The following is a 23776-nucleotide window of genomic DNA, read 5'->3' as shown; positions in this document are numbered from 1 at the left end:
CGCTGGAGCCCGATTTGGCTCATATTCCATCGAGCAGCCTTCGCACCTCCTGCGGCGCCAGGCTGGCGCCGTAGAAGGACTGGTAGAAGCGCCCCACGGCCTCGGGGAAAGGCTCCAGCGCGCGCAGCGCCGGGTGGCCCGGGTGCAGGCGCTCCAGCAGCCAGCGCACGCCGATCAGGCGGTTGATGCCGGGCGGCCCGTCCAGCCAGCCGAAGGGCAGCGCGGGCGCACAGTGCACCCGCCGCTCGCGCACGGCGGCGATGCCGCGCCACAGCGGGTCGGAGAGCACGCGGCGCGCGAAGGCCGCATCCTGCGTGACGATGACCTCGGGGTCCCACAGCAGGATCTGCTCCAGCGACACGCGCGCGAGCGAGCCCTGCCCTGCCTCGGCCGCCACGTTGCGGCCCGCGCAGAAGTCCAGCAGCTCCACGTTGATGGCGCCGGACAGGCCCGTCTCCAGCCCGTCCGTGCCGCGCCCGTAATAGACCCGCGGGCGTTCGGCCGGCGGCACGCTGGCGCGCACCCGGCCGGCCAGGGCGATGGCCGCCTCGGCCTCGGCGGCCAGTTGCTCGCCGCGCCCGGCCGCGCCCAGCAGGCGGCCCACCGTGCGCAGCTGCGCGGCATGGTCGGCGATGCGGCCCTGGATCAGCACCGTGGGCAGGCCGGTCTGCTCGCTCACGCGGCGCGCGCCGGAGACATAGGTGGCATCGGCCGTGCCCGCGTCCAGCACCAGGTCGGGCGCCCACTGCAGCAGCGATTCGAGCGGCACCGTGCTGCCGCGCCCCGACAGGCGCCCCGTGTGCGGCAGCGTGCGCAGCGGCGGGCCGAGCAGCGCGCGCGCCTCGTCGCCGAGCGTGAGCGGCCAGCCGACGAGCTTGCCGGGCGCGAGCGCCGCCACCAGCACGCCGGCGGGCGGCCCCGCCGCGAACACCTTGCGCACCCGTTCGGGCGCGGGCAGCGTGCCGAAGCGCGCGACGACCACGTCCTGCCCGCCGGGCGCCTGCCCGCGCGCCTGCGCTCGCGCGGCGGCGAGCGCCAGCGGCAGCTGCAGCAGCAGGCGGCGGCGCACCGCAGGAAGCGTCATGCGGGCACCGCCAGCGTGAACCAGTCGCGCAGCGCGGCCGGGCGCGCGGGCAACTCCTCGCCCACGCCACCCGTGAAGCGGCGCCAGGCATCAACGTGCTTGTGGGCGATCACGGTGAGCACGGGAATGCCCCCGCCCGCCAGCGCCGCGATCTCGGCCGCGAAGCCGCCGCCCGCGGCCTCCAGCTCGCCGAAGCGGTTGGTCACCGCCAGGTGCACGCCGTCGGCCAGCGCCTGCCGCAGCACGCCGCTGGCCTGGGCGACGCCGCCGGTGTCGAGGCTGCAGGCGCGCGAGAGCGCCCCGAGCCTCTGCGAGATGGGAAAGACCTGGCCCGTGCGCACGTCCTCCAGCTCCAGCAGCGGCTTGCCGCCGCCCGGGGCCGGCAGGCGCCGCTGCACCAGCCCGCCCACGCGCCAGCCGGCGCGCTGCAGGCCCTGGCAGAAGTCCCGCACCAGCGCGTCGGCCGCGTCGCCGTGGGCCATGTCGCCGGAGTAGACGACGGCCGCGAGATCAGAAACGGTAGCTGCCATTGACGTACCAGAAGCGGCCGGGCATGGGATGGCCGTCGGCCAGCTCGTACCACTTGTCGGCCAGGTTGTTCACGCCGAAGTCCACCGCAACGTCCTTCGCGGGCCTGTAGATCGCCTTGAGCCCGGCAGTGCCGAAGCCGCCCAGCTGGCGGTAGGCGCCGTCGAAGTTCACGCTGCGGCCCTGTTCGGCCTCCAGCGTGGCGCGCAGTTCCCACTGCGCGCCGGGCAGCCAGCTGACGGCGGCGAACAGGCGGTGGCGCGGCGTATCGACGAGCGTCACACGGCGGTCGCTGAGGTTGGTGCGGTTCAGGTAGGTGTAGCTGGCGTTCGCGCTCCACTGGGCCGAGAGCTGCTGCGCCAGCGACAGCTCCAGCCCCAGGTTGCGCGTGCGGCCCACGTTCTGCGCCTGGTCGCAGGTGGTGCCGCCGCAGGCGCCGGAGGGCACCACCACGGTCTGGATTTGGTCGTTCACGCGGCTGTAGAACACGGCCGCCTGGCCCTTGCCGCCCGCCCAGGGCTGGCCGCTCACGCCCAGCTCGAAGTGGTTGGCGTTCTCGGGCTGGAGATCGGGGTTGGGCAGCGCGCGGCCCATGCGGGCGGAGTAGCGGTCCTTGATGGTGGGAAAGCGCGTCTTGTGCGAGACGACGGCGTACACCTCGTCGCCCTGCTGCGTGAGCGCGTAGCTCAGCTTGGCCAGGCCGTTGGTGGCGTCGGCCGAACCCTTGGGCCAGTAATAGACCTCCTTGGCATCGCGCTTCTCGTGGCTCACGCCCAGGTTCAAGCGCCAGCGGTCGCCCAGGGCGATGGTGTCCTCGGCCACCAGCGAGGTGGTCACGTCGCGGTAGAACTGGCCGGCGTCGTCGTGCTCGTCGACCTTGTAGTGCGCGGCGAAGCGCAGCTCGTGGTGGCGCAGGCTGTAATTGGCCCACTCGATGGTCGCGCCCTTGCTCGTGTCCTTGTAGGCGCTGGTGGGGTCGTGGCGGGTGTAGGTGGCATCGCCGTAGATGTCCAGCCCGTTCTCGTAGGTGTCGTGGTACAGGCGCGTCTTGAGCACGTTGTCCGCGCCGATGCGCGTGGTGCTCAGGAAGTAGACGCTGTCCTTGTCCCAGTACGGCCAGCGCCAGTAGCGCACGGCGTTGCGCTGCGCGGACTGGCCGGTGTAGACCGGGTTGCCCTTCTCGCCCTCCTGGCGCACGTAGCCAAGCGCGTATTCGTCGGTGGCGTTGGGCGTCAGGCCCAGCTTGAACGACAGGCGCTCGTCCGTGCGGTAGGCGTTCTCGCGGCGGCTGCCGGTGTCGGTGGGCTGCCGCTTGTAGTCCCTGAAGCCCTTGGGCAGCGGAAAGCTGTCGGCGTCCAGGTACGAGGCGCCGAGCTGGTAGTACCAAGCGCCCAGGTTGCCGCCCAGGTTGACCGCCGCCTTGCGCGTCTGCCCGGCGCCGAAGCCCAGGCGCACGTCGCCCTCGAACGGCTTGACCGGCTTGCGCGTGACGAGGTTGATCGCCCCGCCCAGCGTGTTCGGGCCATAGAGCAGCGAGGCATCGGCCTTGGCGACGCAGATCTCGGCCAGGTCGAAGGTGGTGAAGCGGCTGAAGTCCACGTAGCCGTCGTAGGGCACGTAGAGCGGCACGCCGTCCACGTAGACCGGCACCTGGCGCGAATCGAAGCCGCGCAGGTAGATCATCTCCTCGTTGCGCGCACCCACGCGCGAGAGGTTCACGCCGGGCAGCAGCCGCACCGCCTCGGACACGGTGTCGGCGTTGTTGCGCGCGATCTCCTCCTGGCCCAGCACGGCCTCGCCGGGCGCGCGGCCGGGCACCGGGGCTCCCACCACCGTCACCGTGCCCAGCTCGAAGACCCCGTCCGCGGCCTGCACCGCGCCCGCGGACAGCCCCAGCGCCAACAGCACCGGGCCGGCCCCGCCGTGCCTGTGCGCCCATTTCACCGCCGATACCCTCGCTGCCATCTCATCTCCTTGGTTCGCTATAGAAAATTGTATATAGCGATAGACAAAAACAAGCGCCACCGCCTGGCCGTGCGGTGGCGCCGCCCTGCTTTATCTTTCGCAATATATATTCAAATATAACGAAACCTCGCGGCTTCCGAACCGAACCTGACCTGGATCAATTCCCCGAGGAGCCCTCGCCGCGGTGGCGTCCTACAAACCAAAGCGCCTGGCTGGAACTCCGCAAAATCCGCGCGCTCTCACACTGAAAGGCATCGACCGCCCTTCACGCCAGGAGTGACGCCATGCCACCGCTCGCAACAGCACGGACACGCACTTGCCGCTTGTGCCTAGCCTGTTTGCTGGCCGGCGGTCCCCTGTGCCAGGCCATGGCCGAAACGTCGCTGGCCGATACGGCGATGGCAGCCGCGGCCATGGCCGCCAACGACGCAATGCCCTCCCAGGCGCTGCCGTCCCTGGAAATCTCCGGCAGCACCCCGCCCCTGGACACGATGGGCGAATCCCTGCGGCTGGACGTCACGCGCTGGATGCGCCCCGGCCGCGCCGGCAGCCTCGGCTTCACGTTCGGCATGGCGCTGCCCACCCAGGCCGACCTGCGGCCGCACACCACGGCGATGGCGCCGTGGGGCACCGACATCGGCGTGCGCTGGCGCGCGCCGCTGGGCAGCGGCCGCCACCTGGACATGTCCGCCTGGGCCCGTGCGGCGCGGCCCGGCCAGGAGCCCGACGCCATGGGCATGATCTGGCACCGCGAGCAGCCCAGCTACGGCACGCGGCTGGAGGTGCAGTGGAAGACCTCGCGCACGCGCGGCCTCGTGCCCGAGTTCGGCGCCATCGGCGTGCAGCTGGAAGGCCATTCGCGCCTGGTGCTGCGCGCGCGCGGCGGCGGGCCCATGGTCTACTACCGCACCAAGTTCTGAGCCCAGCCCGCCGCACCCTCCCCGGCCGCCCGGCCCGTGGCGCAGCAGGCGGTGAGCAGGTAGCCGCCGGTGGGGGCCTCCCAGTCCAGCATCTCGCCCGCGCAGAACACGCCGGGCAGGTCGCGCAGCATGAGCCGCTCGTCCAGCGCTTCGAAAGGCACGCCGCCGGCGGTGCTGATGGCCTCGTCCAGCGGCCGGGACGCCACCACGGTGATGGGCAGCGCCTTGATCGCGTGCGCCAGGGCCACGGGGTCCTGCATGCCGTCCTTGCCCAGCTGCTCGTACAGCACGGCCGTCTTGATCCCTTCCAGCCCCAGCCGGCCCTTGAGGTGGCTGGTCAGGCTGCGCGCGCCGCGCGGGTGGCGCACCTCGGCCAGCACGCGCTCGGGCGAATGGTCGGGCAGCAGGTCCAGGTGGAAGGTGGCATGGCCGTGCGCTTCGATCTCACCCCGCAGCAGGCTGGAGACGGCGTAGACCAGGCTGCCCTCCACGCCCGTGGCCGTGGCGACGAACTCGCCGCGCCGCGCGAAGTGGCGGCCCTGGCTGTCGGTGAAGGACAAGGCCACCGGCTTGAAGGGCCGGCCCGCGAAGCGCTCGGCGAAGAACGGCGTCCAGCCCACGGCCGGCGCGGGGCCGCGCCCGATCAGCTCGCGGAAGAAGTCGCGCCGGGTCTCGCCCGCCGGCGCGTCCACGCGCGGCACGTCGAAGCCGCAGTTGGCGGGCAGCAAGGGCGCCACGGGTACGCCGCGCTGCGCGAGCAAGGGCACCCAGGCCCCGTCGGAACCCAGTCGCGCCCAGCTGCCGCCGCCCAGCGCCAGCACCACGGCGCGCGCCTGCGCCGCCGCCTCGCCCTGCGGCATGGCGAAGCGCAGGGCGCCCTCGTCCGTCCAGCCCAGCCAGCGGTGGCGCATGTGGAAGCGCACGCCCTGCGCGCGCAGCCGGTGCAGCCAGGCACGCAGCAGCGGCGCGGCCTTCATGTCTTTCGGGAACACGCGGCCGGACGTGCCCACGAAGGTCTCGGCCCCCAGCGCATCGGCCCAGGCGCGCAGCTCCGTGGCGCCGAAGGCGCTCAGCCAGGGCGCCAGCGCCTCCTGCCGCGCGCCGTAGCGCGTGAGGAAGGGCTCGGGCGGCTCGGAGTGCGTGAGGTTGAGCCCGCCCTTGCCCGCCAGCAGGAACTTGCGGCCCACGGAGGGCATGGCGTCGAACACGTGCACGCGCAGGCTTGCGCTGGCGGCCGCCTCGGCGGCCATCAGGCCTGCGGGGCCGGCGCCGATGACGGCGACGTCGCAGGAGAGGGAATCGGTCATGGAAAGTCTTTGCATTGCGGGTGATGGTACCCAGGAGGCGTGCCGCCTTGAGAATTCTTGATAAGAACAGGCTCTATCGCTTATGCAGCAAGCGCTGGCAGCTATTCTTTTTGATAATCAGAACAACTCCCCCTGCGCCACGCCATCCACCACCACCATCCGCCCATCCCCCGTCAGGAACGCCGCGAACACCGCCTCCCCCGGCGCCATCTCGCGCACTGCGGCACGGTACTGCCGCAACTGCGCCTGCAGCTGCGGCTGGCTTTCTGGCCGCGCCGCGCTCTTGTAGTCCAGCACCCACCACGCGGCAGGCCGCCCCGCCTGCGCGCGGCGGCGCACCAGGCGGTCCAGCCGCAGGCGCAGCCCCTGGTGGACCAGCGGCGCTTCGTTGAACGCCCGCTCCACCTGCGCCGCGTCCCACGCCCAGGCGCCCTCCCCCTGCAGCACGCGCTGCGCGAGGTCAGCCGCGTGCCGCGCGGCCTGCGGCGCGATGTCGAAGTCGCGCGCCAGCTGCGCCAGGCGCCGCCCGGACCAGCCCTGCGCGCGCAGGGCCGCCAGGGGTGCGCCGGCCACGCCGGCCTGCTCCAGCAACTGGTGCATGGCCTCGCCCAGGCGCGTCTGCGGGGTGGAGATGTCTTGCGGATCGGGCGCCGCAGGCTGGGCGGGCGCCGCATAGGGGGCAGCTCGGGCAGCACGGCCGCTGCGGCGTGGTCGGCCATGGCATCGCCCGCCTTGGGCGCGGGAGCAGCCTGCATGCCGGGGGCGAGCCGGTTCCACCAGCTGCCCGGCGACGAATGGGCCGCCTGCACGCAGGACAAGGCCAGGCAGTGCTTGGCGCGCGTCATCGCCACGTAGAGGGTGTTGAGCTCCTCGCGCTGGCGCTCGGCCTGCTCCAGTGCCAGCACCTCGGCCGCACTGGGCGGCGGGCTGGTTTCGCTGGCCAGGAAGACGAAGCGGCGCGGCACGGGCTGCTCGCCCGGCCAGTCCACCAGCGCGCCCATGGTCTCGGCCTTCTGGGCGCGGGCGTCGGTGTCCAGCAGCAGCACGCTGTGCGCCTCCAGCCCCTTGGCGCCGTGGATGGTGAGCAGGCGCACGGCCTGCGCATCCACCCGGCCGGGGGCGTGGGTGCCGGGGCGCTTCATGGCGCGCACGAAGGCATAGGGCGTGAGGTAGCGCCCACCGCCCTGCTGCAGCGCGGCGGCCAGCAGCGCGCGCAGGTTGGCCAGCACGCCGCCTCGCTGCGTGGCGGGCGCGGCGGCGGCATAGCGCGCGAGCACGTCGCGGTGGCGGTAGATGGCGTGCAGCGCGTCGTGCGGCGGCCAGGCGGCCACCCATTGCTGGTATTGCATCAAATCGGGTCCCAGCGCTTGCAGGGCAAGCGGCAGCAGCTCTCTTTTTTGAAGCAGCAGATCGAACCAGCTGGCGCGCTCGTCCTGGCGGCGCAGCAGGGCGAGCTGCACCAGCGCTGCGTCATCCACGCCGAACAGGGGCGACTTGAGCGCACGCGCCAGCGACAGGTCGTGCCCCGGGGAGACCAGCGCGTCCAGCAGCGCGACGACGTCGCGCACCTCGGGCGCATCGCCCAATTCGGCCTTCTCGGGCTGCACGCATGGGATGTGCTGGGCGCGCAGCGCGTCCTGCAGCGCGGCGAGGCGGTCGCGCTTGCGTGCGAGCACCATGATCTCGCGCGCGGGCACGCCGGCGGCGATCTGCGCGGCGACCCATTGAGCGGCCTGGGCGCATTCGCGCATGCGCAGGGTTTCCTCGGCCTCGTGGCGTGGCTGGGTCAGGCTGTCGCGCCAGGCCGGGAGCGCGTCCTGCGGCGGCGCGCCGCCGCCGTCGTCAGCGGTGATGGCGGGCAGGCACAGCAGGCGGCCCGCGTCGGCGGATTCGGTGGTGTGCGCGCGAAAGCCCGCGTATTCGCCTTGCGCCTGCGCGGCCAGCATGGCGTGGTTGACGGCGTCGATCACGCCGGTGGCGTTGCGCCGCGTGTGGTCGCAGGCGAGCAGGTCGCCCCCCAGCCCCTCGCGCACGAACGCCTGCGCGGCCAGGAAGACCTGCGGCTCGGCGCGGCGGAAGCGGTAGATGCTCTGCTTGGGGTCGCCCACGATGAACACGCTGGGCGCCTGCTGGCCGCCTCCCGTGCCCGCGTAGCCCGAGAGCCAGGCATGCAGCGCCTGCCACTGCAGCGGGTTGGTGTCCTGGAACTCATCGACCAGCAGGTGGCGCACGCGCGTGTCCAGGCGCTCCTGCACCCAGCCGCTGAGCACGGGGTCGGACAGCATGACCAGCGCCGTGCGCTCCACGTCGTTCATGTCCACCCAGCCGCGCTCGCGCTTGAGCTGGGCGAACTGCGCGATGAGCGCGCGCGCCAGCAGCGCCATGCGCCGCTGGTGCTGCCAGGCCTCGTGCTGGCGGCGCGCGGCCAGGGCGCGCTCGCACAGTGCCTGGGCGTGGCGCACCTGCTCGATGCCGGCCAGCTTGTCGTTGAACTTGCGCGGCTCGCCCTTCTGCGTGAGCAGGGCGGCGGCCACGCCGTCGCCGTCCTGCGCCGTCACGGCCATCTCCAGCGCCACACCCTTGTCCGAATAGGTGCGCGCGCTGGCGCGGCCCAGGGCCAGCGCGGCGGCCAGCAGGGCCTCGCGCTCGCGCAGCACCAGGGCCTGCAGCGGGCCGCCCTCGCCCGCCAGGTCGGGAAACAGCGCCTCCACCGGCTCCACCGATGCGTCGACCACGCCTGCCTCGTCGGCCAGCGTGAATTCCACGCGCTTGGCCAGCGCGCCTTCGAGCGCCTTGTGCGTCTGCGAGCGGCCATGGCGCGCCACGCATTCCTCGTAGGCGGCGCGCAGCGCGGGGCTGTCCGCCACGGCCTGCAGGTAGGGGCGCCAGACCTCGCGCACGGCCTCGGCGTCGTCTTCCAGCAGCTCGTAGTGGGCAGGCAGGCCCTGCTGCTCCAGCACCGCGAGCGGCGCGGTGGACAGCAGCGCGGCGAACCAGCTGTGGAAGGTGCGGATCTGCACGGGGCGGCCCGCCTCCAGCGTCTGGCGGTACAAATTTTGTAGCTGCTCGCGCTTGTCCCGTGCGGCCTGGAGGCTGATTCCCCTTGCAATCAGCTCTTTTTCCAGATCAGGCAGCGGCTTCCCGGAAAACTCCTGCAGCCACTCCTGCAGGCGCTGGCGCATCTCGCCCGCGGCCTTCTTGGTGAAGGTGATGGCCAGGATCTCGTGCGGCGCGCTGCCCTCCAGCAGCGCGCGCAGCATGCGCGACACCAGCATCCACGTCTTGCCCGCGCCGGCGCAGGCCTCCACGGCCACGCTGCGGCGCGGGTCGCAGGCGATGGCGTAGAAGGCTTCGCGGCTGACCGGCTGGCCGTTGTGTTCGTACGCGGCTTGGCCTGTCATTTCCGTTGTCCGCCACCCAGGGGGGTTCCTATGCATTCCAGAAGTCCTTGCGGCACAGGCCGCGGGCGGCGCACCAGTCGCACACCGCGCCCTCGCCCAGCGCGGGCAGCGGCGCGCCGTCGGCGATGCGGGCCATGTCGTGCACGATGCCTTCGACGAGCTGGTCGCGCAGCAGCACCACGTCGTCCTGCTCGTGCAGGCGGGTGTCGCCGCGCTCGCCCACGTTGACGTAGGCGGCGCGCAGGTGGTCGTCCCCCATGAGCGCGGCGTAGAAGGCGAGCTGCGTGTCCTCGCCGCCCGCCTGGATGCGGCGGCGCGTGGCGGCATCGCTCTCGGTCTTGTAGTCGATGACCAGGGCCGTGCCGCCTTCCCCGCCCACCCGGTCCACGCGATCGAGCGTGCCCACGAGTTCCAGCGCGCCGAGCGGCTGGCTGGCCTTCAGTTCGGCCCGCTGGAAGGCGGCGCCGGTGGCCTCGTGCCCGGCGAGCCAGTCCAGGTAGCCGGCGCGCAGCTGGGGCCAGCCGCTGGCGTAGGGCAGGAAATCGCCCGCGTGCAGCTGCTGCTCGCGCGTGGCGCGCGCGGCGGCCTCGTCCATGAGGGCGATGCGGTCCGCTCCGGGCGCGTCGCGCAATGCCTCGTGGAAGTGCTGCAGCACGGCGTGCAGCCAGGTGCCGAAGTCGCGCTTGTCGATCTGCGCGTCCAGCTCCTCCTCTTCCTGCAGCCGCAGCTGGCGCAGCGCGAAGAAGCGGTAGGGGCAGTGGCGCAGGTCCGCATAGGCCGAGGAGGACAGCCGCGGCACGGGCAGCTGCGCCCCCACGGGCAGCGGGCGCGGCACGGGCGCGGCGGCGATGGCACGCGCGGCGCGCGCATCGCCGCCCGGGGCGGCTGCGCCATCGAGCTGCAGCGCCAGCACCAGGGGGCTGGCGAGCAGCGGCTCACCGCCCTCGTCGCCCGCGCGCCAGAGGATGTCCACCCACGGCGTGCCGAGCGCATGGGCCCAGGCGGCGCGCTGGACCACGGCGAGCTGTTCGCGCGTGGGCAGGCCCAGGGCCGTGCGCTGCGCGGCGGTCCACACGCCGGGCGGCTCGGGCGCGGTCTGCAGGCGCTTTTCGTCGCAGCCGGGCAGGACCAGCGCGGCGAAGGGGCGCGCCAGCAGCTGCGGCAGCGGCAGCACGGTCACGGGAGCGCCGGCCAGGTATTCGGGGCGGTAGCGGCCCGTCTCCAGCACCGCGTCGACCCAGCGGGTGAATTCGGCCAGCGCCAGGCGGCGTCCCGCGCCATCGAGCGCCTCCAGGTCGGCCTCCAGGCCCTGGGGCAGGCGCAGTTCTGCCAGCACGTGCTCGCCGGCGCTGTCGTGCGCCAGCGCGTCCCACAGGCCGGTCTGCTGCAGCAGCTCGCGCAGCGCCTGGAGCCACTGCGCCAGCGGCCGCGCGGCGCGCAGCGGCGCGCGCCAGGCGTCGGCCTGCGCCGCGAGCGCAGCGGCCTGGGCCTGGCTGGCGCGGCCCTGCAGCGCGGCCACGGCCGCGCTCCACTGGCGCAGGCCGGCACGGCGCAGCCCGTGCTCCAGCGCGCGCAGCGCGGCGGCCTCCACGGCGGGCAGCTGCTTGAGCGCGTCGAGCACGGCGTCGGCCGGCGCGTCCCAGGTGCAGGCGCGCAGCAGGGCCATGAGCTGCGCCCCGGCGCGCGTGGTGGACAGCGTCCAGCCGTTCTCGTCGTGCACGGGCACGCCCGCGCCGTCCAGCAGCGCGCTGATGCGCCGTGTGAGCGCGCGGTCGGTGGCCGCCAGCGCCACGGGCGCGCGGCCCTGGGCCAGGTGGGCCAGCACGCAGGCGGCGGCGCGCTGGGCCTCGTCTTCCGCGTCGGCGGCGGTGTGCAGCGCGGCGCGGCCATGCACCGCGGGCGCGGGCAACGCAACGGCCAGGCCCGCGTCGCCCCAGTGCGCCAGCAGCGCCTGTGCCAGCGGGTCGGGGTGGAAGCCCTGCACCACGGCCAGCAGGTCCGTGCTGGCGCGCACGCCGGGGTCGAACAGCACATCGGTGGCGTGGCGCGAGGCCAGCACCCATTCGAGCGCGATGCGCGCGGCAGCGGCCTCCAGCCGCAGCGCGCCGCCGTCGCCGCCGGCGGCCAGCAGCGCGCGGGCCGCGTCGGCCCAGGCGGCGCGGCCGTGCGGGCCGGCGGCGGCCGCGGCGGCGGCGAGCTGGGCCGCCATCTCCAGCAGCGGATCGGCCAGGGCTTCGCGGTGGGCGGCCAGGCCGGCGCGCTCGAGCAGCGCGCGGGCGGTGACGGCGTCGCGCGCCACATCGCCCGCGAACTCGCTGCCCTCGGGCAGCGGGGCGCCGAGCCGCCGCGCCCAGTTGCGCGTGGTCTCGAACTGCGGCATGAAGCCCTGGGGGTGCAGGCGCGCCCATTGCCGCCGCGCCTCGGCCATGAGCTGGGCGTAGGGCACGAGCACCACGGCGCCCGCCAGGTGCACGCCGCACTGCTGCGCATGGGCCCTTACGCTGTCGAAGACGGTGCGCCAGCAGGCATCGGCGCCATCGTTTTTCGCTATGACTGTCATAGCGTCGCAGTCACCGGCCATACCGGGGTGCAGGGTTTGCGTTTCTGTCACAATGCCCGACTTTATACGCCCCGCCTCTCAAGGAACCCAAGGAACGCGCCATGGCCAGCGAACTCATCCGACATATCTCCGACGCCAGTTTCGAAGCCGACGTGCTCAAGGCCGGCACACCGGTGCTGGTGGACTACTGGGCCGAGTGGTGCGGCCCGTGCAAGATGATCGCCCCGATCCTCGACGAGGTCGCCACCGCCTACCAGGGCAAGCTTTCCATCGCCAAGATGAACGTGGACGAGAACCGCGAGATCCCCGCCAAGTTCGGCATCCGCGGCATTCCCACGCTGATGCTGTTCAAGAACGGCGAGCTGGCCGCCACCAAGGTCGGCGCCATGAGCAAGGCCCAGCTCACCGCCTTCATCGACCAGCAACTGGCCTGATGTCCCGCGCCGGCGGCCCCGTGCCAGGCCGCCAGCGCACCTGCCCTGCAAGGGCCCGGAATTTTCCTGTCATAATCCGCATTGATCGCCTCGCCGCACGCAACCCAACCAGCGGCTGGTTCCAGGTCACAGGCTCGCCAGGGTAACCCAGCCCGCACGGCACGCAGCCAACTCCCCTCCAGTCAAGAGACATATCCACTCCGTTCAGGAGTCATTCATGCACCTTAACGAACTCAAGGCACTGCACGTGTCTGAAGTCCTCAAGCAGGCGGAAGCCCTTGAGATCGAAAACGGCGGCCGCATGCGCAAGCAGGAGCTGATGTTCGCCATCATCAAGAAGCGCGCGAAGGCAGGCGAGCAGATCTTCGCCGACGGCGTGCTCGAGATCCTGCCCGACGGCTTCGGCTTCCTGCGCAGCCCCGACACCAGCTTCACCGCCAGCACGGACGACATCTACATCAGTCCCAGCCAGGTGCGCCGCTTCAATCTGCACACCGGCGATATGATCGAAGGCGAGGTGCGCACGCCCAAGGACGGCGAACGCTACTTCGCGCTGACCAAGCTCGATTCGGTCAACGGCGGCCCGCCCGAGCAGAACAAGCACAAGGTGATGTTCGAGAACCTCACGCCGCTGTTTCCCAAGGAGCAGATGAAGCTCGAGCGGGACATGAAGGGCGAGGAGAACATCACGGGCCGCATCATCGACATCATCGCCCCCATCGGCCGCGGCCAGCGCGCGCTGATCGTCGCGCCCCCGAAGAGCGGCAAGACGGTGATGATGCAGCACATCGCCCATGCCATCACGGCCAACAACCCCGATGTGCACCTGATGGTGCTGCTCGTGGACGAGCGTCCCGAAGAAGTGACCGAGATGCAGCGCACGGTCAAGGGCGAGATCATCGCCTCGACCTTCGACGAGCCCGCCGCGCGCCACGTGCACGTGGCCGAGATGGTGATCGAGCGCGCCAAGCGCCTGGTGGAGCTGAAAAAGGACGTGGTGATCCTGCTGGACTCCATCACCCGCCTGGCCCGCGCCTACAACAACGTGGTGCCCTCCTCCGGCAAGGTGCTGTCGGGCGGTGTGGACTCCAACGCGCTGCAGCGCCCCAAGCGTTTCTTCGGCGCGGCGCGCAAGGTGGAGGAAGGCGGCTCGCTGACCATCATCGCCACCGCGCTGGTCGATACCGGCAGCCGCATGGACGAGGTGATCTTCGAAGAGTTCAAGGGCACCGGCAACAGCGAAGTCCACCTGAGCCGCCGTCTGTATGAAAAGCGCGTGTTCCCGGCCATCGAGATGAACAAGAGCGGCACGCGCCGCGAAGAGCTGCTGCTGCCGCCCGAGATCCTGCAGAAGACCCGGATCCTGCGCCAGTTCATGTACAACATGGACGAGATCGAGTCCATGGAGCTGATGATCAAGAAGATGAAGGAAACCAAGACCAACGTGGAATTCTTCGAAGCCATGCGCCGCGGCGGCTGACCCTCCGCCCCGCGCTCCACGCACGCAAGCCCCGCTCCTCGCGGGGCTTTTGTTTTTGACTCGCATCAAGGCGCCGAAGGCGCCCGCCGGCATACTGGAGCGCGCATGACACAGCTTTCTTCCCGGAACAAGGCCCTCGTCCTGGCGGCCGCGCTCGTGGCGCTGCTGCTCGCGGGTGGCTACGCCTGGCGGCAGTGGGATGCCGCGCACCAGAACGACGGCCTGGCGGGCGGCAACGGCCGCATCGAAGCCACCGAGGTCGATGTGGCCACCAAGTACGCGGGCCGCGTGGCCGAGATCCTGGTGCGCGAGGGCGACTTCGTGCAGGCCGGCCAGCCGCTGGCACGCATGCAGGTGGACAGCCTGCTGGCCCAGCGCCGCGAGGCCGAGGCCGGGCGCGAGCAGGCGCGCCAGGCGGTGGCGGCAGCGCGCGCGCAGGTGGCGCTGCGCGAGAGCGAGCACGCCGCCGCGCAGGCGCAGATCGTGCAGCGCGAGGCCGACCTGGACGCCGCCCAGCGGCGCACCGTGCGCTCCGAGGCGCTGGCGCACCAGGGCGCCATGCCCCTGCAGGAGCTGGACGACAACCGCGCGCGCGTACGCGGCATGCAGGCCGCGCTGAAGGCCGCGCAGGCACAGGCGCGGGCCGCGCAGGCCGCCATCCAGGCCGCGCGCACGCAGGTGGACAGCGCGCAGTCGGCCGTGCAGGCCGCCGAGGCCACGGTGCAGCGCATCGTGGCCGACCTGGACGACAGCCAGCTCGCCGCGCCGCGCGACGGCCGCGTGCAGCTGCTGCTGGCCCAGCCCGGCGAGGTGCTGGCAGGCGGCGGCAAGGTGCTCAACCTGGTCGACCTGACCGACGTGTACATGGGCTTCTTCCTGCCCGAGACCGTGGCCGGCCGCGTGGCGCTGGGCAGCGAGGTGCGCATCGTGCTCGACGCCGCGCCGCAGTACGTGATCCCGGCCACCGTGTCCTTCGTCGCCAGCACGGCGCAGTTCACGCCCAAGACGGTGGAGACCGCCAGCGAGCGGCAAAAGCTCATGTTCCGCGTGAAGGCGCGCATCGCGCCTGAGCTGCTGCGCAAGCACCTGGAGCAGGTGAAGACCGGCCTGCCCGGCCAGGCCTGGGTCCGGCTGGATGCCAGCCGCGACTGGCCCGTGCATCTGCAAGCGGCCGCGAACCCCTGAGAACCTGTTTGCGATGGAGCCCGTCATCCGCCTGCGGGATGTGCGCCTGCGCTACGGCGAGGCGCAGGCCCTGCGCGGCGTGACGCTGGACGTGCCGCCGGGCCGCATGATCGGCCTGATCGGGCCCGATGGCGTGGGCAAGTCCAGCCTGCTGGCGCTGGCCGCCGGCGCGCGCGCCATGCAGGAGGGCCGCATCGAGGTGCTGGGCGGCGACATGCGCAGCCGCCGGCACCGCGACCGCGTCTGCCCGCGCATCGCCTACATGCCGCAGGGCCTGGGGCGCAACCTCTACCCCACGCTGTCGGTCGAGGAGAACCTGCAGTTCTTCGCGCGCCTGTTCGGCCACGGCGCGGCCGAGCGGCGTACGCGCATCGACGCGCTCACGCGCAGCACCGGGCTGTACCCGTTCCTGGCGCGGCCAGCGGGCAAGCTGTCGGGCGGCATGAAGCAGAAGCTGGGTCTGTGCTGCGCGCTGATCCACGACCCCGACCTGCTGATCCTCGACGAGCCCACGACCGGCGTGGACCCGCTGGCCCGCGCGCAGTTCTGGGACCTGATCGCCGGCATCCGCGCGTCGCGCCCGCAGATGAGCGTGCTGGTCGCCACCGCCTACATGGACGAGGCGCAGCGCTTCGACTGGCTGGTGGCGATGGACGACGGCGCCCTGCTCGCCACCGGCACGCCGGCCGAGCTGCTGGCGCGCACCGGCACCGGCACGCTCGAAGCCGCCTTCGTCGCGCTGCTGCCCGAGGCGAAGAAGCGCGGCCACGCGCCCGTGGTGATCCCGCCGCTGCGGGAGGACGAGGGCGACATCGCCATCGAGGCCCAGGGCCTGACCATGCGTTTCGGCGACTTCGTGGCGGTCGATGGCGTGGATTTGCGCATCCGGCGCGGGGAGATCTTCGGCTTCCTCGGCTCCAACGGCTGCGGCAAGTCCACCACCATGAAGATGCTCACGGGCCTGCTGCCCGCCAGCAGCGGCCGCGCGTGGCTGTTCGGCCGCGAGGTGGACCCGCACGACATGGCCACGCGCCGGCGCGTGGGCTACATGTCGCAGGCGTTCTCGCTCTACGGCGAGCTGACGGTGGAGCAGAACCTCGTGCTGCACGCGCGCCTGTTCCACGTGCCCGAGGGCGAGGTGCCCGCGCGCGTGGCGGAGATGCTGGAGCGCTTCGGCCTGCAGGACGCCCACGCCGAGCTGCCCGCGCGCCTGCCGCTGGGCATGCGCCAGCGCCTGTCGCTGGCCGTGGCCATGGTGCACCGGCCCGAGCTGCTGATCCTGGACGAGCCCACCTCGGGCGTGGACCCGGTCGCGCGCGATGCGTTCTGGCGCCTGCTGGTGGAGCTGTCGCGCCGCGACCGGGTGACCATCTTCATCTCCACCCATTTCATGAACGAGGCCGAGCGCTGCGACCGCATGTCGATGATGCACGCGGGCCGCGTGCTCGACAGCGACGCACCCGCCGCGCTGGTGGCCAAGCGCGGCGCGGCGACGCTGGAGGAGGCCTTCATCGGCTACCTGCTCGAAGCGGCAGGCGAATCGAAAAGCATAGCTGCCAGCGCTTCTCCAGAAAGGGATTCAGGCAAGAAACCATCTGAAACCCAGGAACAACAAGCGCAACCAGCTCCCGAAACAGGAGCGATCCGCCACCGCGCCTTCAGCCCGCAGCGCCTGCTGAGCTACACGTGGCGCGAGGCGCTGGAGCTGCGCCGCGACCCGGTGCGCGCCACGCTGGCGCTGGTGGGCTCGCTGATCCTGCTGCTGGTGATCGGCTTCGGCAGCAGCATGGATGTGGAGAACCTGCGCTTCGCCGTGCTCGACCGCGACGAGACCACGGTGAGCCAGGGCTACGTGAACGCCCTCTCGGGCTCGCGCTATTTCACCGAGCGCCCGCCCATCGCGGACTACGCCGAGCTGGACCGGCGCATGCGCAGCGGCGAGCTGTCGCTGGCCATCGAGATCCCGCCCGGCTTCGGGCGCGACGTGCTGCGCGGGCGCGCTGTGCAGATCGGCGCCTGGGTCGATGGCGCCATGCCCATGCGCGCCGAGACGGTGCAGGGCTACGTGCAGGGCATGCACCAGCACTGGCTGGCCACGCAGCTCCACGAGCGCACGGGGCAGCGGCCGGGCGCGCTCGCCAGCATCGAGACGCGCTTTCGCTACAACCCCGACGTGCGCAGCCTGCCGGCCATGGTGCCGGCCGTGATCCCGCTGCTGCTGCTCATGCTGCCCGCCATGCTGACGGCGCTGGCCGTGGTGCGCGAGAAGGAAATGGGCTCCATCCTCAACCTCTACGCCACGCCCGTCACGCGCACCGAATTCCTGCTGGGCAAGCAGCTGCCCTACGTGCTGCTGGCGCTGCTCAACTTCCTGCTCATGGTGCTGATGGCGACCGCCGTGTTCGGCGTGCCCCTCACCGGCAGCTTCGCCACGCTGCTGCTGGCGGCCGTGCTCTACGCCGTCTCCGCCACGGGCATGGGGCTGCTGGCCAGCAGCGTGACCCGCAGCCAGATCGCTGCCATGTTCTTCGCCATGATCGGCACGCTGATCCCGGCCGTGCAGTTCGCGGGGATGATGGACCCGGTCTCCTCGCTCGAAGGCGGCGCGCGCCTGGTGGGCGAGGTCTACCCGGCCACGCACATGTTCACCATAAGCCGCGGCGTGTTCAGCAAGGCGCTGTCCTTCGGCGACCTGGGCCAGCCGCTGCTGGCGCTCGCCGTGTCGGTGCCGGTCATCATGGCGGTGGCGATTCTGCTGCTGAAGAAGCAGGAGAAGTGATGCGCCGGCACCTGCTCAATATCTACCGCCTGGGCGTGAAGGAGCTCTGGAGCCTGCTGCGCGACCCGGCCATGCTGGTGCTCATCGTCTACGTGTTCACCGTCTCGGTCTACACGGCCGCCAAGGCCATGCCGGAGACGCTGCACAACGCGCCCATCGCCATCGTGGACGAAGACGGATCGCAGCTGTCGCAGCGCATCGCGGGCGCGTTCTACCCGCCGCACTTCAAGGCGCCCGAGCACATCGGCATGCAGGCCATGGACGCCGGGATGGACGCGGGCCGCTACACCTTCGTGCTCGACATCCCGCCCCACTTCCAGCGCGACGTGCTCGCCGGGCGCGGCGCCCAGCTGCAGCTCAACGTGGACGCCACGCGCATGAGCCAGGCCTTCACCGGCAGCGGCTACGTGCAGCAGATCGTGATGGCCGAGGTGCAGGAATTCGCGCAGCGCTACCGGGGCGCAAGCGCCCCGCCGGTCGACCTGGCGCTGCGCATGCGCTTCAACCCGGCGCTGGACAAGGCCTGGTTCGGCAGCCTGATGCAGATCATCAACAACGTGACCATGCTCTCCATCATCCTCACCGGCGCGGCGCTCATCCGCGAGCGCGAGCACGGCACCGTGGAGCACCTGCTGGTCATGCCCGTCACGCCGGCCGAGATCATGCTGGCCAAGGTCTGGTCCATGGCGCTGGTGGTGCTGGCCGCCGCCGCCGTGTCGCTGCTGCTGGTGGTGCAGGGCTGGCTGGCCGTGCCCGTCGAGGGCTCGCGCGCGCTCTTCCTGGCGGGCGCGGCGCTGCACCTGTTCGCCACCACGTCCATGGGCATCTTCATGGCCACGCTGGCGCGCTCCATGCCGCAGTTCGGGCTGCTCATGGTGCTGGTGGTGCTGCCGCTGCAGATGCTCTCGGGCGGCACCACCCCGCGCGAAAGCATGCCGGCGGCCGTGCGCGACCTGATGCTGGCCGCGCCCACCACCCACTTCGTCGAGCTGGGCCAGGCCATCCTATACCGCAGCGCGGGGCTGGAAGTGGTGTGGCCGCAGCTGCTGGCGCTGGCCGTGATCGGCGCGGTGCTGTTCACGCTGGCGCTGGCGCGCTTTCGCAAGGCCCTGGGCGCCATGGCCTGAGATGAAACGGCAACCCGCTGAGCCGCTTCGCGGCTGCCCGCGCTTGGGTCGCGCCAGTTTCATCGTTGCGGGTGGCGCGCAGCGCTATGGAAAACTGATATGCGATAATGGCGGGCTTTTTGCGGAAAGTACGCCAAGTTTTCGAATGCGCAAACCGGTTGCGCATGGCTGGCACGGCTCCCGCTGACTTAGGAAAAGGCTATGAAAGAAGGCATCCACCCCGATTACCGCGAAGTGCTGTTCGTCGATCTGTCCAACGGCTTCAAGTTCGTGACCCGTTCCTGCGTGAACACGAAGGAAAAAGACACCTTCGAAGGCAAGGAATACCCCCTGTTCAAGCTGGATACCTCCAGCGAGTCGCACCCCTTCTACACCGGCACGCAGAAGTCGGTGGACAACATGGGCGGCCGCGTGGAGCGCTTCCGCAACCGCTTCGGCAAGAAGTAAGCAACGCCTCTCTCCAGGTTTTGCCGATCGAGGGCAGCCGGTTCGCCGAGCTGCCCTTTTTCTTGGCTATCCTCCAGCGGTCCCGTTGTCCGCCTTGTCCACCGCGTGAACCATCCCACCCCCGCCATCGTTGCCCAAAGCGCCGTGCGGCCGCTGCCGCGCTGGGCGCTGCTGCTGCTGTGCCTGGCCTATGCCGTGCCGGGCTTCGTGGGGCGCGACCCCTGGCGCAACGCCGACATGGCTGCTTTCGGCTACATGCGCGAGCTGGCCCTGGGCCGCACGCCGTGGATGAACCCGCTGCTGGCCGGCATGCCGCCCGACACCGACGGCCCCCTGCCCTACTGGCTGGGCGCCTGGGCCATCCAGGCGCTGGGCGGCTGGCTGCCCATGGACGTGGCCGCGCGCCTGCCCTTCGCCGCGCTGCTGGCCGTCACGCTGGCCGCCACCTGGTACTGCATGTACTACCTGGCGCGCAGCCCCGGCGCGCAGCCCGTGGCCTTCGCCTTCGGCGGCGAGGCCCAGCCCGCCGACTACGCCCGCGCCATGGCCGACGCGGCCCTGCTCGCGCTCATCGCCTGCCTGGGGCTGGCGCAGCTCTCGCACGAAATCACCAGCCACCTCACCCAGCTCGCCTGCACGGCGCTGCTGTTCTTCGCCGCCGCCGCCATGCCCTGGCGCATGGGCGGGCCGGCGGCCGCCGCAGCGGCGGGGCTGTTCGGGCTGGTGCTGAGCGGCGCGCCCGCGCTGGCGGCGCTGCTGGGCTTGGGCGGCGCCTGGCTGGTGTGGCGCGAGCGCGGCGCCACGCTGCGCGCCCGCGCCGCGGGAGCCGGCGCGCTGCTGGGGCTGGTGCTGGCTTCGGCGGCGCTGGCATGGGCGCTGGGACTGTGGGACTGGCGCGTGGTGAGCGCCGACGACGCCAAGGAATGGCACAGCCTGCTGCGCCTGTTCACCTGGTTCAGCTGGCCCGCCTGGCCGCTCGCGCTGTGGACGCTGTGGCGCTGGCGCCACCAGATCACCAGCCGCGCCTGGCACCGGCACCTGCTGCTGCCGCTGTGGTTCGCACTGGTGGCGGCGCTGGCCACCCTCACCACGCGGCCGGCCGACCGCGCACTGCTGCTGGGGCTGCCCGCCTTCGCGGTGCTGGCGGCCTTCGCGCTGCCCACGCTCAGGCGCAGCATCTCGGCGCTGATCGACTGGTTCACGCTGCTGTTCTTCAGCATCTCGGCCATCGCCATCTGGGTCATCTGGGTGGCGGTGCAGACCGGCGTGCCGGCCAAGCCCGCGGCCAACGTGGCCAAGCTGGCGCCGGGCTACGCGCCCGCGTTCTCGCTGCTCGCCTTCGGCGTGGCCCTGGCGGCCACGCTGGCCTGGTGCGCGCTGGTGTGGTGGCGCGCCGCGCGCAACCGCGCCGCCATCTGGAAGAGCCTGGTGCTGCCTGCCAGCGGAGCCACGCTGGGCTGGCTGCTGCTGATGACGCTGTGGCTGCCGCTGCTGGACTACGGCCGCAGCTTCGCGCCGCAGGTGGCCCGCGTGACGGCCGCGCTGGACGCCGCGGGCGCACGCGGCTGCGTGGCCGGCTACGGCCTGAGCCGCGCGCAGACCGCCGCGCTGGCCTTCCACGGCGGCCTGGACATGGTGGCCCCCGCCCAGGCGCAGGCCTGCGGCTGGGTGGTGGCCGATGCGGCCGCCGAGCCGCCCGTGCGCGCCGTGCTGCCCCCGGGGCAGTGGCGCAAGGTGGCCAGCGCCACCCGCCCCACCGAGCGCACCGACCGGCTGCTGATCCTCCAGCGCATCACCGACTGACATGCAGGAGCTGTCCGTCATCGCCCGCCACGCCGTCACGGTGCTGGCGGGGCAACTGGCCGTCATGGCCTTCGGGGTGACCGACACCATCGTCGCCGGGCGCCACTCGCAGGAATCGCTGGCCGCGCTGTCGATCGGCTCGGCCGTGTTCATCAGCGTCTACGTGGCGCTCATGGGCGTGCTGCAGGCGCTGCTGCCCGTCTGGGCCGAGCAGCGCGGCGCGCGGGCGCAGGCGGAGATCGGCGCCAGCCTGCGCCAGTCGCTCTACTTGTGGGCCGCGGCCTGCGTGCTGGGCATGGCGGTGCTGCTGTCGCCCGACGCCATCCTGCGCTGGACGGAGGTGCCCGAGGCGCTGCGCGGCCAGGTGCGCGAATACCTCGCCATCCTGGCCTTCGGGCTGCCGCCCGCACTGCTGTTTCGCATCTACTCCACGCTCAACCAGGCGCTGGGCCGACCGCAGCTCGTCACTTGGCTGCAGGTGGGGTCGCTGGCGCTGAAGGTGCCGCTGTCCATCTGGTTCACCTTCGGCGGCGCGGGCCTGGCGCCGCAGGGCGCGGCGGGCTGCGCCTGGGCCACGCTGGCGGTGAACTACGGCCTGATGGCGCTGGGCTGGCGCATGCTGCGCACGCAGCCGCTGTATGCGCCGCTGGCCCTGTGGCGGCCGCTGGAGCGGCCCGACGCGGCCCAGCTCGCGCGCTTCCTGCGGCTGGGGCTGCCGGCGGGGCTGTCGATCCTGGTGGAGGTGACCTCGTTCACGCTCATGGCGCTGTTCATCGCGCGCCAGGGGGCGCTGGCGGCGGGTGCGCACCAGATCGCATCCAACCTGGCGGCGGTGCTCTACATGGTGCCGCTGTCGCTGGCGATCGCCACCAGCGCGCGCGTGAGCTTCTGGCGCGGCGCGGGCGACGAGCACCAGGCCGCCGCCGTGGCATGGAAGGGTTTCTGGCTCGCAGCGCTGATGGGCTGCGCGCTGGCAGCTATTTTGCTGATAGCGCGCCAGCCCGTCGCCGCGCTCTATTCGACGAGCGCCGACGTGGTGCGCCTGGCCACCGCCCTGCTCGCCTGGGTGGCGGCCTACCACGTGGCCGACGCGCTGCAGACGCTGTGCATCTTCGTGCTGCGCAGCTACCGCATCACGCTGGCGCCTCTGGCGGTCTACAGCGTGATGCTGTGGGGCGTGGGGCTGGCGGGCGGCTATGCGCTGGCCTACCACGGCCTGGGCGGCTGGGAGCCGCTGCATTCGCCCGCGCCCTTCTGGGCGGCCAGCGCCGCGGCGCTGGCGGTGGTGGCGCTGGTGTTCTGGGCGCTGCTGGCCTATGTGCTGCGGCGCGTGCTCAGCGGCGTACGCGCATCGGTGGCAGATCCACGCTGAAGACGCTGCCCTGCCCCACCACGCTGCGCACGTGCAGCGTGCCGCCGTGGCGCTGCACCACGTGCTTGACGATGGCCAGGCCCAGGCCGGTGCCGCCGGTGTCGCGCGAGCGGCTGCGGTCCACGCGGTAGAAGCGCTCGGTGATGCGCGGCAGGTGCTCGGCCGCGATGCCGGGGCCGGTGTCGCTCACGCTGAAGCGGGCGCCGCCGCCTTCTCCCGCTTCCCAGGCCACGGTGATGCTGCCGCCCGCGGGCGTGTAGCGCACGGCGTTGTTGACCAGGTTGGCCAGGGCGCTCTGCAGCTCGGCCGCGATGCCCGCCACCTGGCCGGCGGCCTGGGCCTCATCGGGCGTGGGGAAGGCGATGCGGTGCGGCTGGGGGGCGCCCTGCGTCAGCAGGGCCGACAGCGCCCGCGCCTCGTCCTCGCAGTGGCGCAGCAGCGAGGCCACGGGCACCCAGTCGACCAGGCCCGGCAGGGGGCTGCCTTCCAGGCGCGAGAGGGTGAGCAGGTCCTGCACCAAGTGGTGCATGCGCTGGGCCTGCTGGGACATCATGCCCAGGTAGCGCGCGCGCTCGTCGGCGCCGAGCTGCAGGGTCTGCAGCGTTTCCACGAAGCCCATGAGCACGGTGAGCGGGGTGCGGATCTCGTGCGACACGTTGGCCACGAAGTCGCGCCGCATGGCCTCGGCCTGCTCCAGCGCGGTGATGTCGCGCGACAGCAGCAGCTTGCGGCCGTCGCCATAGGGATGCAGGTGCATGGAGATGCGCACCGGCCGCGAGGGGGTGCTGGCGCGGCCCTGCAGGACCACGTCGCGCGTGAAGTCGTGCCCGGCGTAGTAGGCGCTGAAGTCCGGGTCGCGCACCAGGTTGCCGATGGACTGCAGCGCGTCGCGCTCGAAATGGATGCCGAAGTGCTCCTCCGCCATCTGGTTGCACCATTCGATGCGGCCTTCGGCATCCAGCAGCGTCACGCCGTTGGGCGAGGCCTGCAGCGCGGCCAGGATCTCCTGCAGCCGCGCGTCGCTGGCCTGTTCGCGCAAACTGCCCTGGCGCACCAGGCGGCGTGCGCGGTCGGCCGCCTCGCCCCACATGCCGCGCAGGCGGGGGCGCGGGCGGGATCGCCCTCGCGCATCCAGGCCAGCACGCGGGCGCCGCGCCACAGGTCCCACGCGAACCAGACCCACGCCGCCGCGCAGGCGCCGGCCACCGCGCCCCAGGGGCCGGCCTGCCACCAGCCCAGGGCGGCACCCGCCGCCTGGCACAGGAAGAAGAAGAGAAAGCGCAGCAGCATGGGGCGGAAGGGTTTCGCTATTCAAAAAGGAGCTGGTGCCGCTTTCCAGCCCTGGGTTTCAGATGAAAAAGCACCTGAAACCATTGTGCATCAA

At 71.9% G+C, this 23776-nt stretch carries 14 protein-coding genes and 2 pseudogenes; 9 read left to right on the top strand and 7 right to left on the bottom strand.

Annotation, left to right across the window (positions count from 1 at the left end):
- Positions 1–19 precede the first annotated feature (19 nt).
- The 3 genes from AAG689_RS05460 to AAG689_RS05450 are packed head-to-tail and all read right to left on the bottom strand — an operon-like array spanning position 20 to position 3577.
- A complete protein-coding gene (locus AAG689_RS05460) occupies positions 20–1084 on the bottom strand; it encodes an ABC transporter substrate-binding protein (protein WP_406625061.1) in 1065 nt (354 codons plus the stop codon).
- Positions 1081–1614 carry a DUF2478 domain-containing protein gene (locus AAG689_RS05455; protein ID WP_406625060.1) on the bottom strand — a complete coding sequence of 178 codons (534 nt, stop codon included), beginning with the start codon at positions 1612–1614 and terminating at the stop codon, positions 1081–1083. Before AAG689_RS05455 ends, AAG689_RS05460 begins: the two co-directional genes overlap by 4 nt.
- Positions 1595–3577 (bottom strand): TonB-dependent receptor plug domain-containing protein, encoded by a 1983-nt coding sequence (locus AAG689_RS05450; RefSeq protein WP_406625059.1) that lies wholly within the window; start codon positions 3575–3577, stop codon positions 1595–1597. Before AAG689_RS05450 ends, AAG689_RS05455 begins: the two co-directional genes overlap by 20 nt.
- A gap of 368 nt (positions 3578–3945) precedes the next feature.
- On the opposite strand from AAG689_RS05450, the gene AAG689_RS05445 reads away from it, so the two are divergent.
- The gene (locus AAG689_RS05445) at positions 3946–4497 is read left to right on the top strand and encodes a hypothetical protein (protein WP_406625058.1); all 552 of its coding nucleotides are present in this window, start codon (positions 3946–3948) and stop codon (positions 4495–4497) included.
- On the opposite strand, the gene AAG689_RS05440 is transcribed toward AAG689_RS05445, so the two are convergent.
- The 3 genes and pseudogenes from AAG689_RS05440 to AAG689_RS05430 form a co-directional block, all read right to left on the bottom strand.
- Positions 4479–5804: a TIGR03862 family flavoprotein gene (locus tag AAG689_RS05440; protein ID WP_406625057.1), complete on the bottom strand. Its 1326-nt coding sequence runs from the start codon at positions 5802–5804 to the stop codon at positions 4479–4481. The two genes, AAG689_RS05445 and AAG689_RS05440, sit on opposite strands and share 19 nt — an antisense overlap.
- Before the next feature lie 117 nt (positions 5805–5921).
- A pseudogene (locus AAG689_RS05435) lies at positions 5922–9241 on the bottom strand (UvrD-helicase domain-containing protein).
- Entirely contained in the window at positions 9234–11765 is a 2532-nt protein-coding gene (locus AAG689_RS05430; RefSeq protein ID WP_406625056.1) for a PD-(D/E)XK nuclease family protein, read from the bottom strand. The pseudogene AAG689_RS05435 and the gene AAG689_RS05430 overlap by 8 nt, the downstream one beginning before the upstream one ends.
- A gap of 101 nt (positions 11766–11866) precedes the next feature.
- Here AAG689_RS05430 and trxA point away from each other — a divergent pair, with 101 nt between their 5' ends.
- The 8 genes from trxA (at position 11867) to AAG689_RS05390 (ending at position 22392) form a co-directional block, all read left to right on the top strand.
- Entirely contained in the window at positions 11867–12199 is a 333-nt protein-coding gene (trxA, locus tag AAG689_RS05425; RefSeq protein WP_020229983.1) for a thioredoxin TrxA, read from the top strand.
- A gap of 217 nt (positions 12200–12416) precedes the next feature.
- The gene (gene rho / locus AAG689_RS05420; protein WP_406625055.1) at positions 12417–13679 is read left to right on the top strand and encodes a transcription termination factor Rho; all 1263 of its coding nucleotides are present in this window, start codon (positions 12417–12419) and stop codon (positions 13677–13679) included.
- 105 nt (positions 13680–13784) lie between these two features.
- Positions 13785–14864 (top strand): HlyD family secretion protein, encoded by a 1080-nt coding sequence (locus AAG689_RS05415; RefSeq protein WP_406625054.1) that lies wholly within the window; start codon positions 13785–13787, stop codon positions 14862–14864.
- A 13-nt stretch (positions 14865–14877) separates the two neighbouring features.
- Entirely contained in the window at positions 14878–17643 is a 2766-nt protein-coding gene (rbbA, locus tag AAG689_RS05410; RefSeq protein ID WP_406625053.1) for a ribosome-associated ATPase/putative transporter RbbA, read from the top strand.
- Positions 17643–18770 carry an ABC transporter permease gene (locus tag AAG689_RS05405; protein WP_406625052.1) on the top strand — a complete coding sequence of 376 codons (1128 nt, stop codon included), beginning with the start codon at positions 17643–17645 and terminating at the stop codon, positions 18768–18770. Before rbbA ends, AAG689_RS05405 begins: the two co-directional genes overlap by 1 nt.
- 201 nt (positions 18771–18971) lie before the next feature.
- The gene (locus AAG689_RS05400; RefSeq protein ID WP_020230649.1) at positions 18972–19217 is read left to right on the top strand and encodes a type B 50S ribosomal protein L31; all 246 of its coding nucleotides are present in this window, start codon (positions 18972–18974) and stop codon (positions 19215–19217) included.
- Between the two features lie 105 nt (positions 19218–19322).
- The gene (locus tag AAG689_RS05395) at positions 19323–21020 is read left to right on the top strand and encodes a hypothetical protein (RefSeq protein WP_406625051.1); all 1698 of its coding nucleotides are present in this window, start codon (positions 19323–19325) and stop codon (positions 21018–21020) included.
- A gap of 1 nt (position 21021) precedes the next feature.
- Positions 21022–22392: an MATE family efflux transporter gene (locus tag AAG689_RS05390; protein ID WP_406625050.1), complete on the top strand. Its 1371-nt coding sequence runs from the start codon at positions 21022–21024 to the stop codon at positions 22390–22392.
- On the opposite strand, the pseudogene phoR reads toward AAG689_RS05390, so the two are convergent.
- Positions 22355–23682, bottom strand: a pseudogene (phoR, locus tag AAG689_RS05385) (phosphate regulon sensor histidine kinase PhoR). The gene AAG689_RS05390 and the pseudogene phoR overlap by 38 nt on opposite strands.
- Positions 23683–23776 lie beyond the last annotated feature (94 nt).

The sequence above is a fragment of the Acidovorax sp. SDU_ACID1 genome, from assembly GCF_045291395.1.
Taxonomy (GTDB): domain Bacteria; phylum Pseudomonadota; class Gammaproteobacteria; order Burkholderiales; family Burkholderiaceae_C; genus MR-S7.
The sequence above is the reverse complement of the archived record's forward strand: the minus strand, read 5'-3'. Positions and strand labels throughout refer to the sequence as shown.

Excerpts from the sequence above, each read along its gene's own strand:
- AAG689_RS05460 (WP_406625061.1), bottom strand. The coding sequence starts at position 1,084 with ATGACGCTTCCTGCGGTGCGCCGCCGCCTGCTGCTGCAGCTGCCGCTG.
- AAG689_RS05455 (WP_406625060.1), bottom strand. The coding sequence starts at position 1,614 with ATGGCAGCTACCGTTTCTGATCTCGCGGCCGTCGTCTACTCCGGCGAC.
- AAG689_RS05450 (WP_406625059.1), bottom strand. The coding sequence starts at position 3,577 with ATGGCAGCGAGGGTATCGGCGGTGAAATGGGCGCACAGGCACGGCGGG.
- AAG689_RS05445 (WP_406625058.1), top strand. The coding sequence starts at position 3,946 with ATGGCCGAAACGTCGCTGGCCGATACGGCGATGGCAGCCGCGGCCATG.
- AAG689_RS05440 (WP_406625057.1), bottom strand. The coding sequence starts at position 5,804 with ATGACCGATTCCCTCTCCTGCGACGTCGCCGTCATCGGCGCCGGCCCC.
- AAG689_RS05430 (WP_406625056.1), bottom strand. The coding sequence starts at position 11,765 with ATGACAGTCATAGCGAAAAACGATGGCGCCGATGCCTGCTGGCGCACC.
- trxA (WP_020229983.1), top strand. The coding sequence starts at position 11,867 with ATGGCCAGCGAACTCATCCGACATATCTCCGACGCCAGTTTCGAAGCC.
- rho (WP_406625055.1), top strand. The coding sequence starts at position 12,417 with ATGCACCTTAACGAACTCAAGGCACTGCACGTGTCTGAAGTCCTCAAG.
- AAG689_RS05415 (WP_406625054.1), top strand. The coding sequence starts at position 13,785 with ATGACACAGCTTTCTTCCCGGAACAAGGCCCTCGTCCTGGCGGCCGCG.
- rbbA (WP_406625053.1), top strand. The coding sequence starts at position 14,878 with ATGGAGCCCGTCATCCGCCTGCGGGATGTGCGCCTGCGCTACGGCGAG.
- AAG689_RS05405 (WP_406625052.1), top strand. The coding sequence starts at position 17,643 with ATGCGCCGGCACCTGCTCAATATCTACCGCCTGGGCGTGAAGGAGCTC.
- AAG689_RS05400 (WP_020230649.1), top strand. The coding sequence starts at position 18,972 with ATGAAAGAAGGCATCCACCCCGATTACCGCGAAGTGCTGTTCGTCGAT.
- AAG689_RS05390 (WP_406625050.1), top strand. The coding sequence starts at position 21,022 with ATGCAGGAGCTGTCCGTCATCGCCCGCCACGCCGTCACGGTGCTGGCG.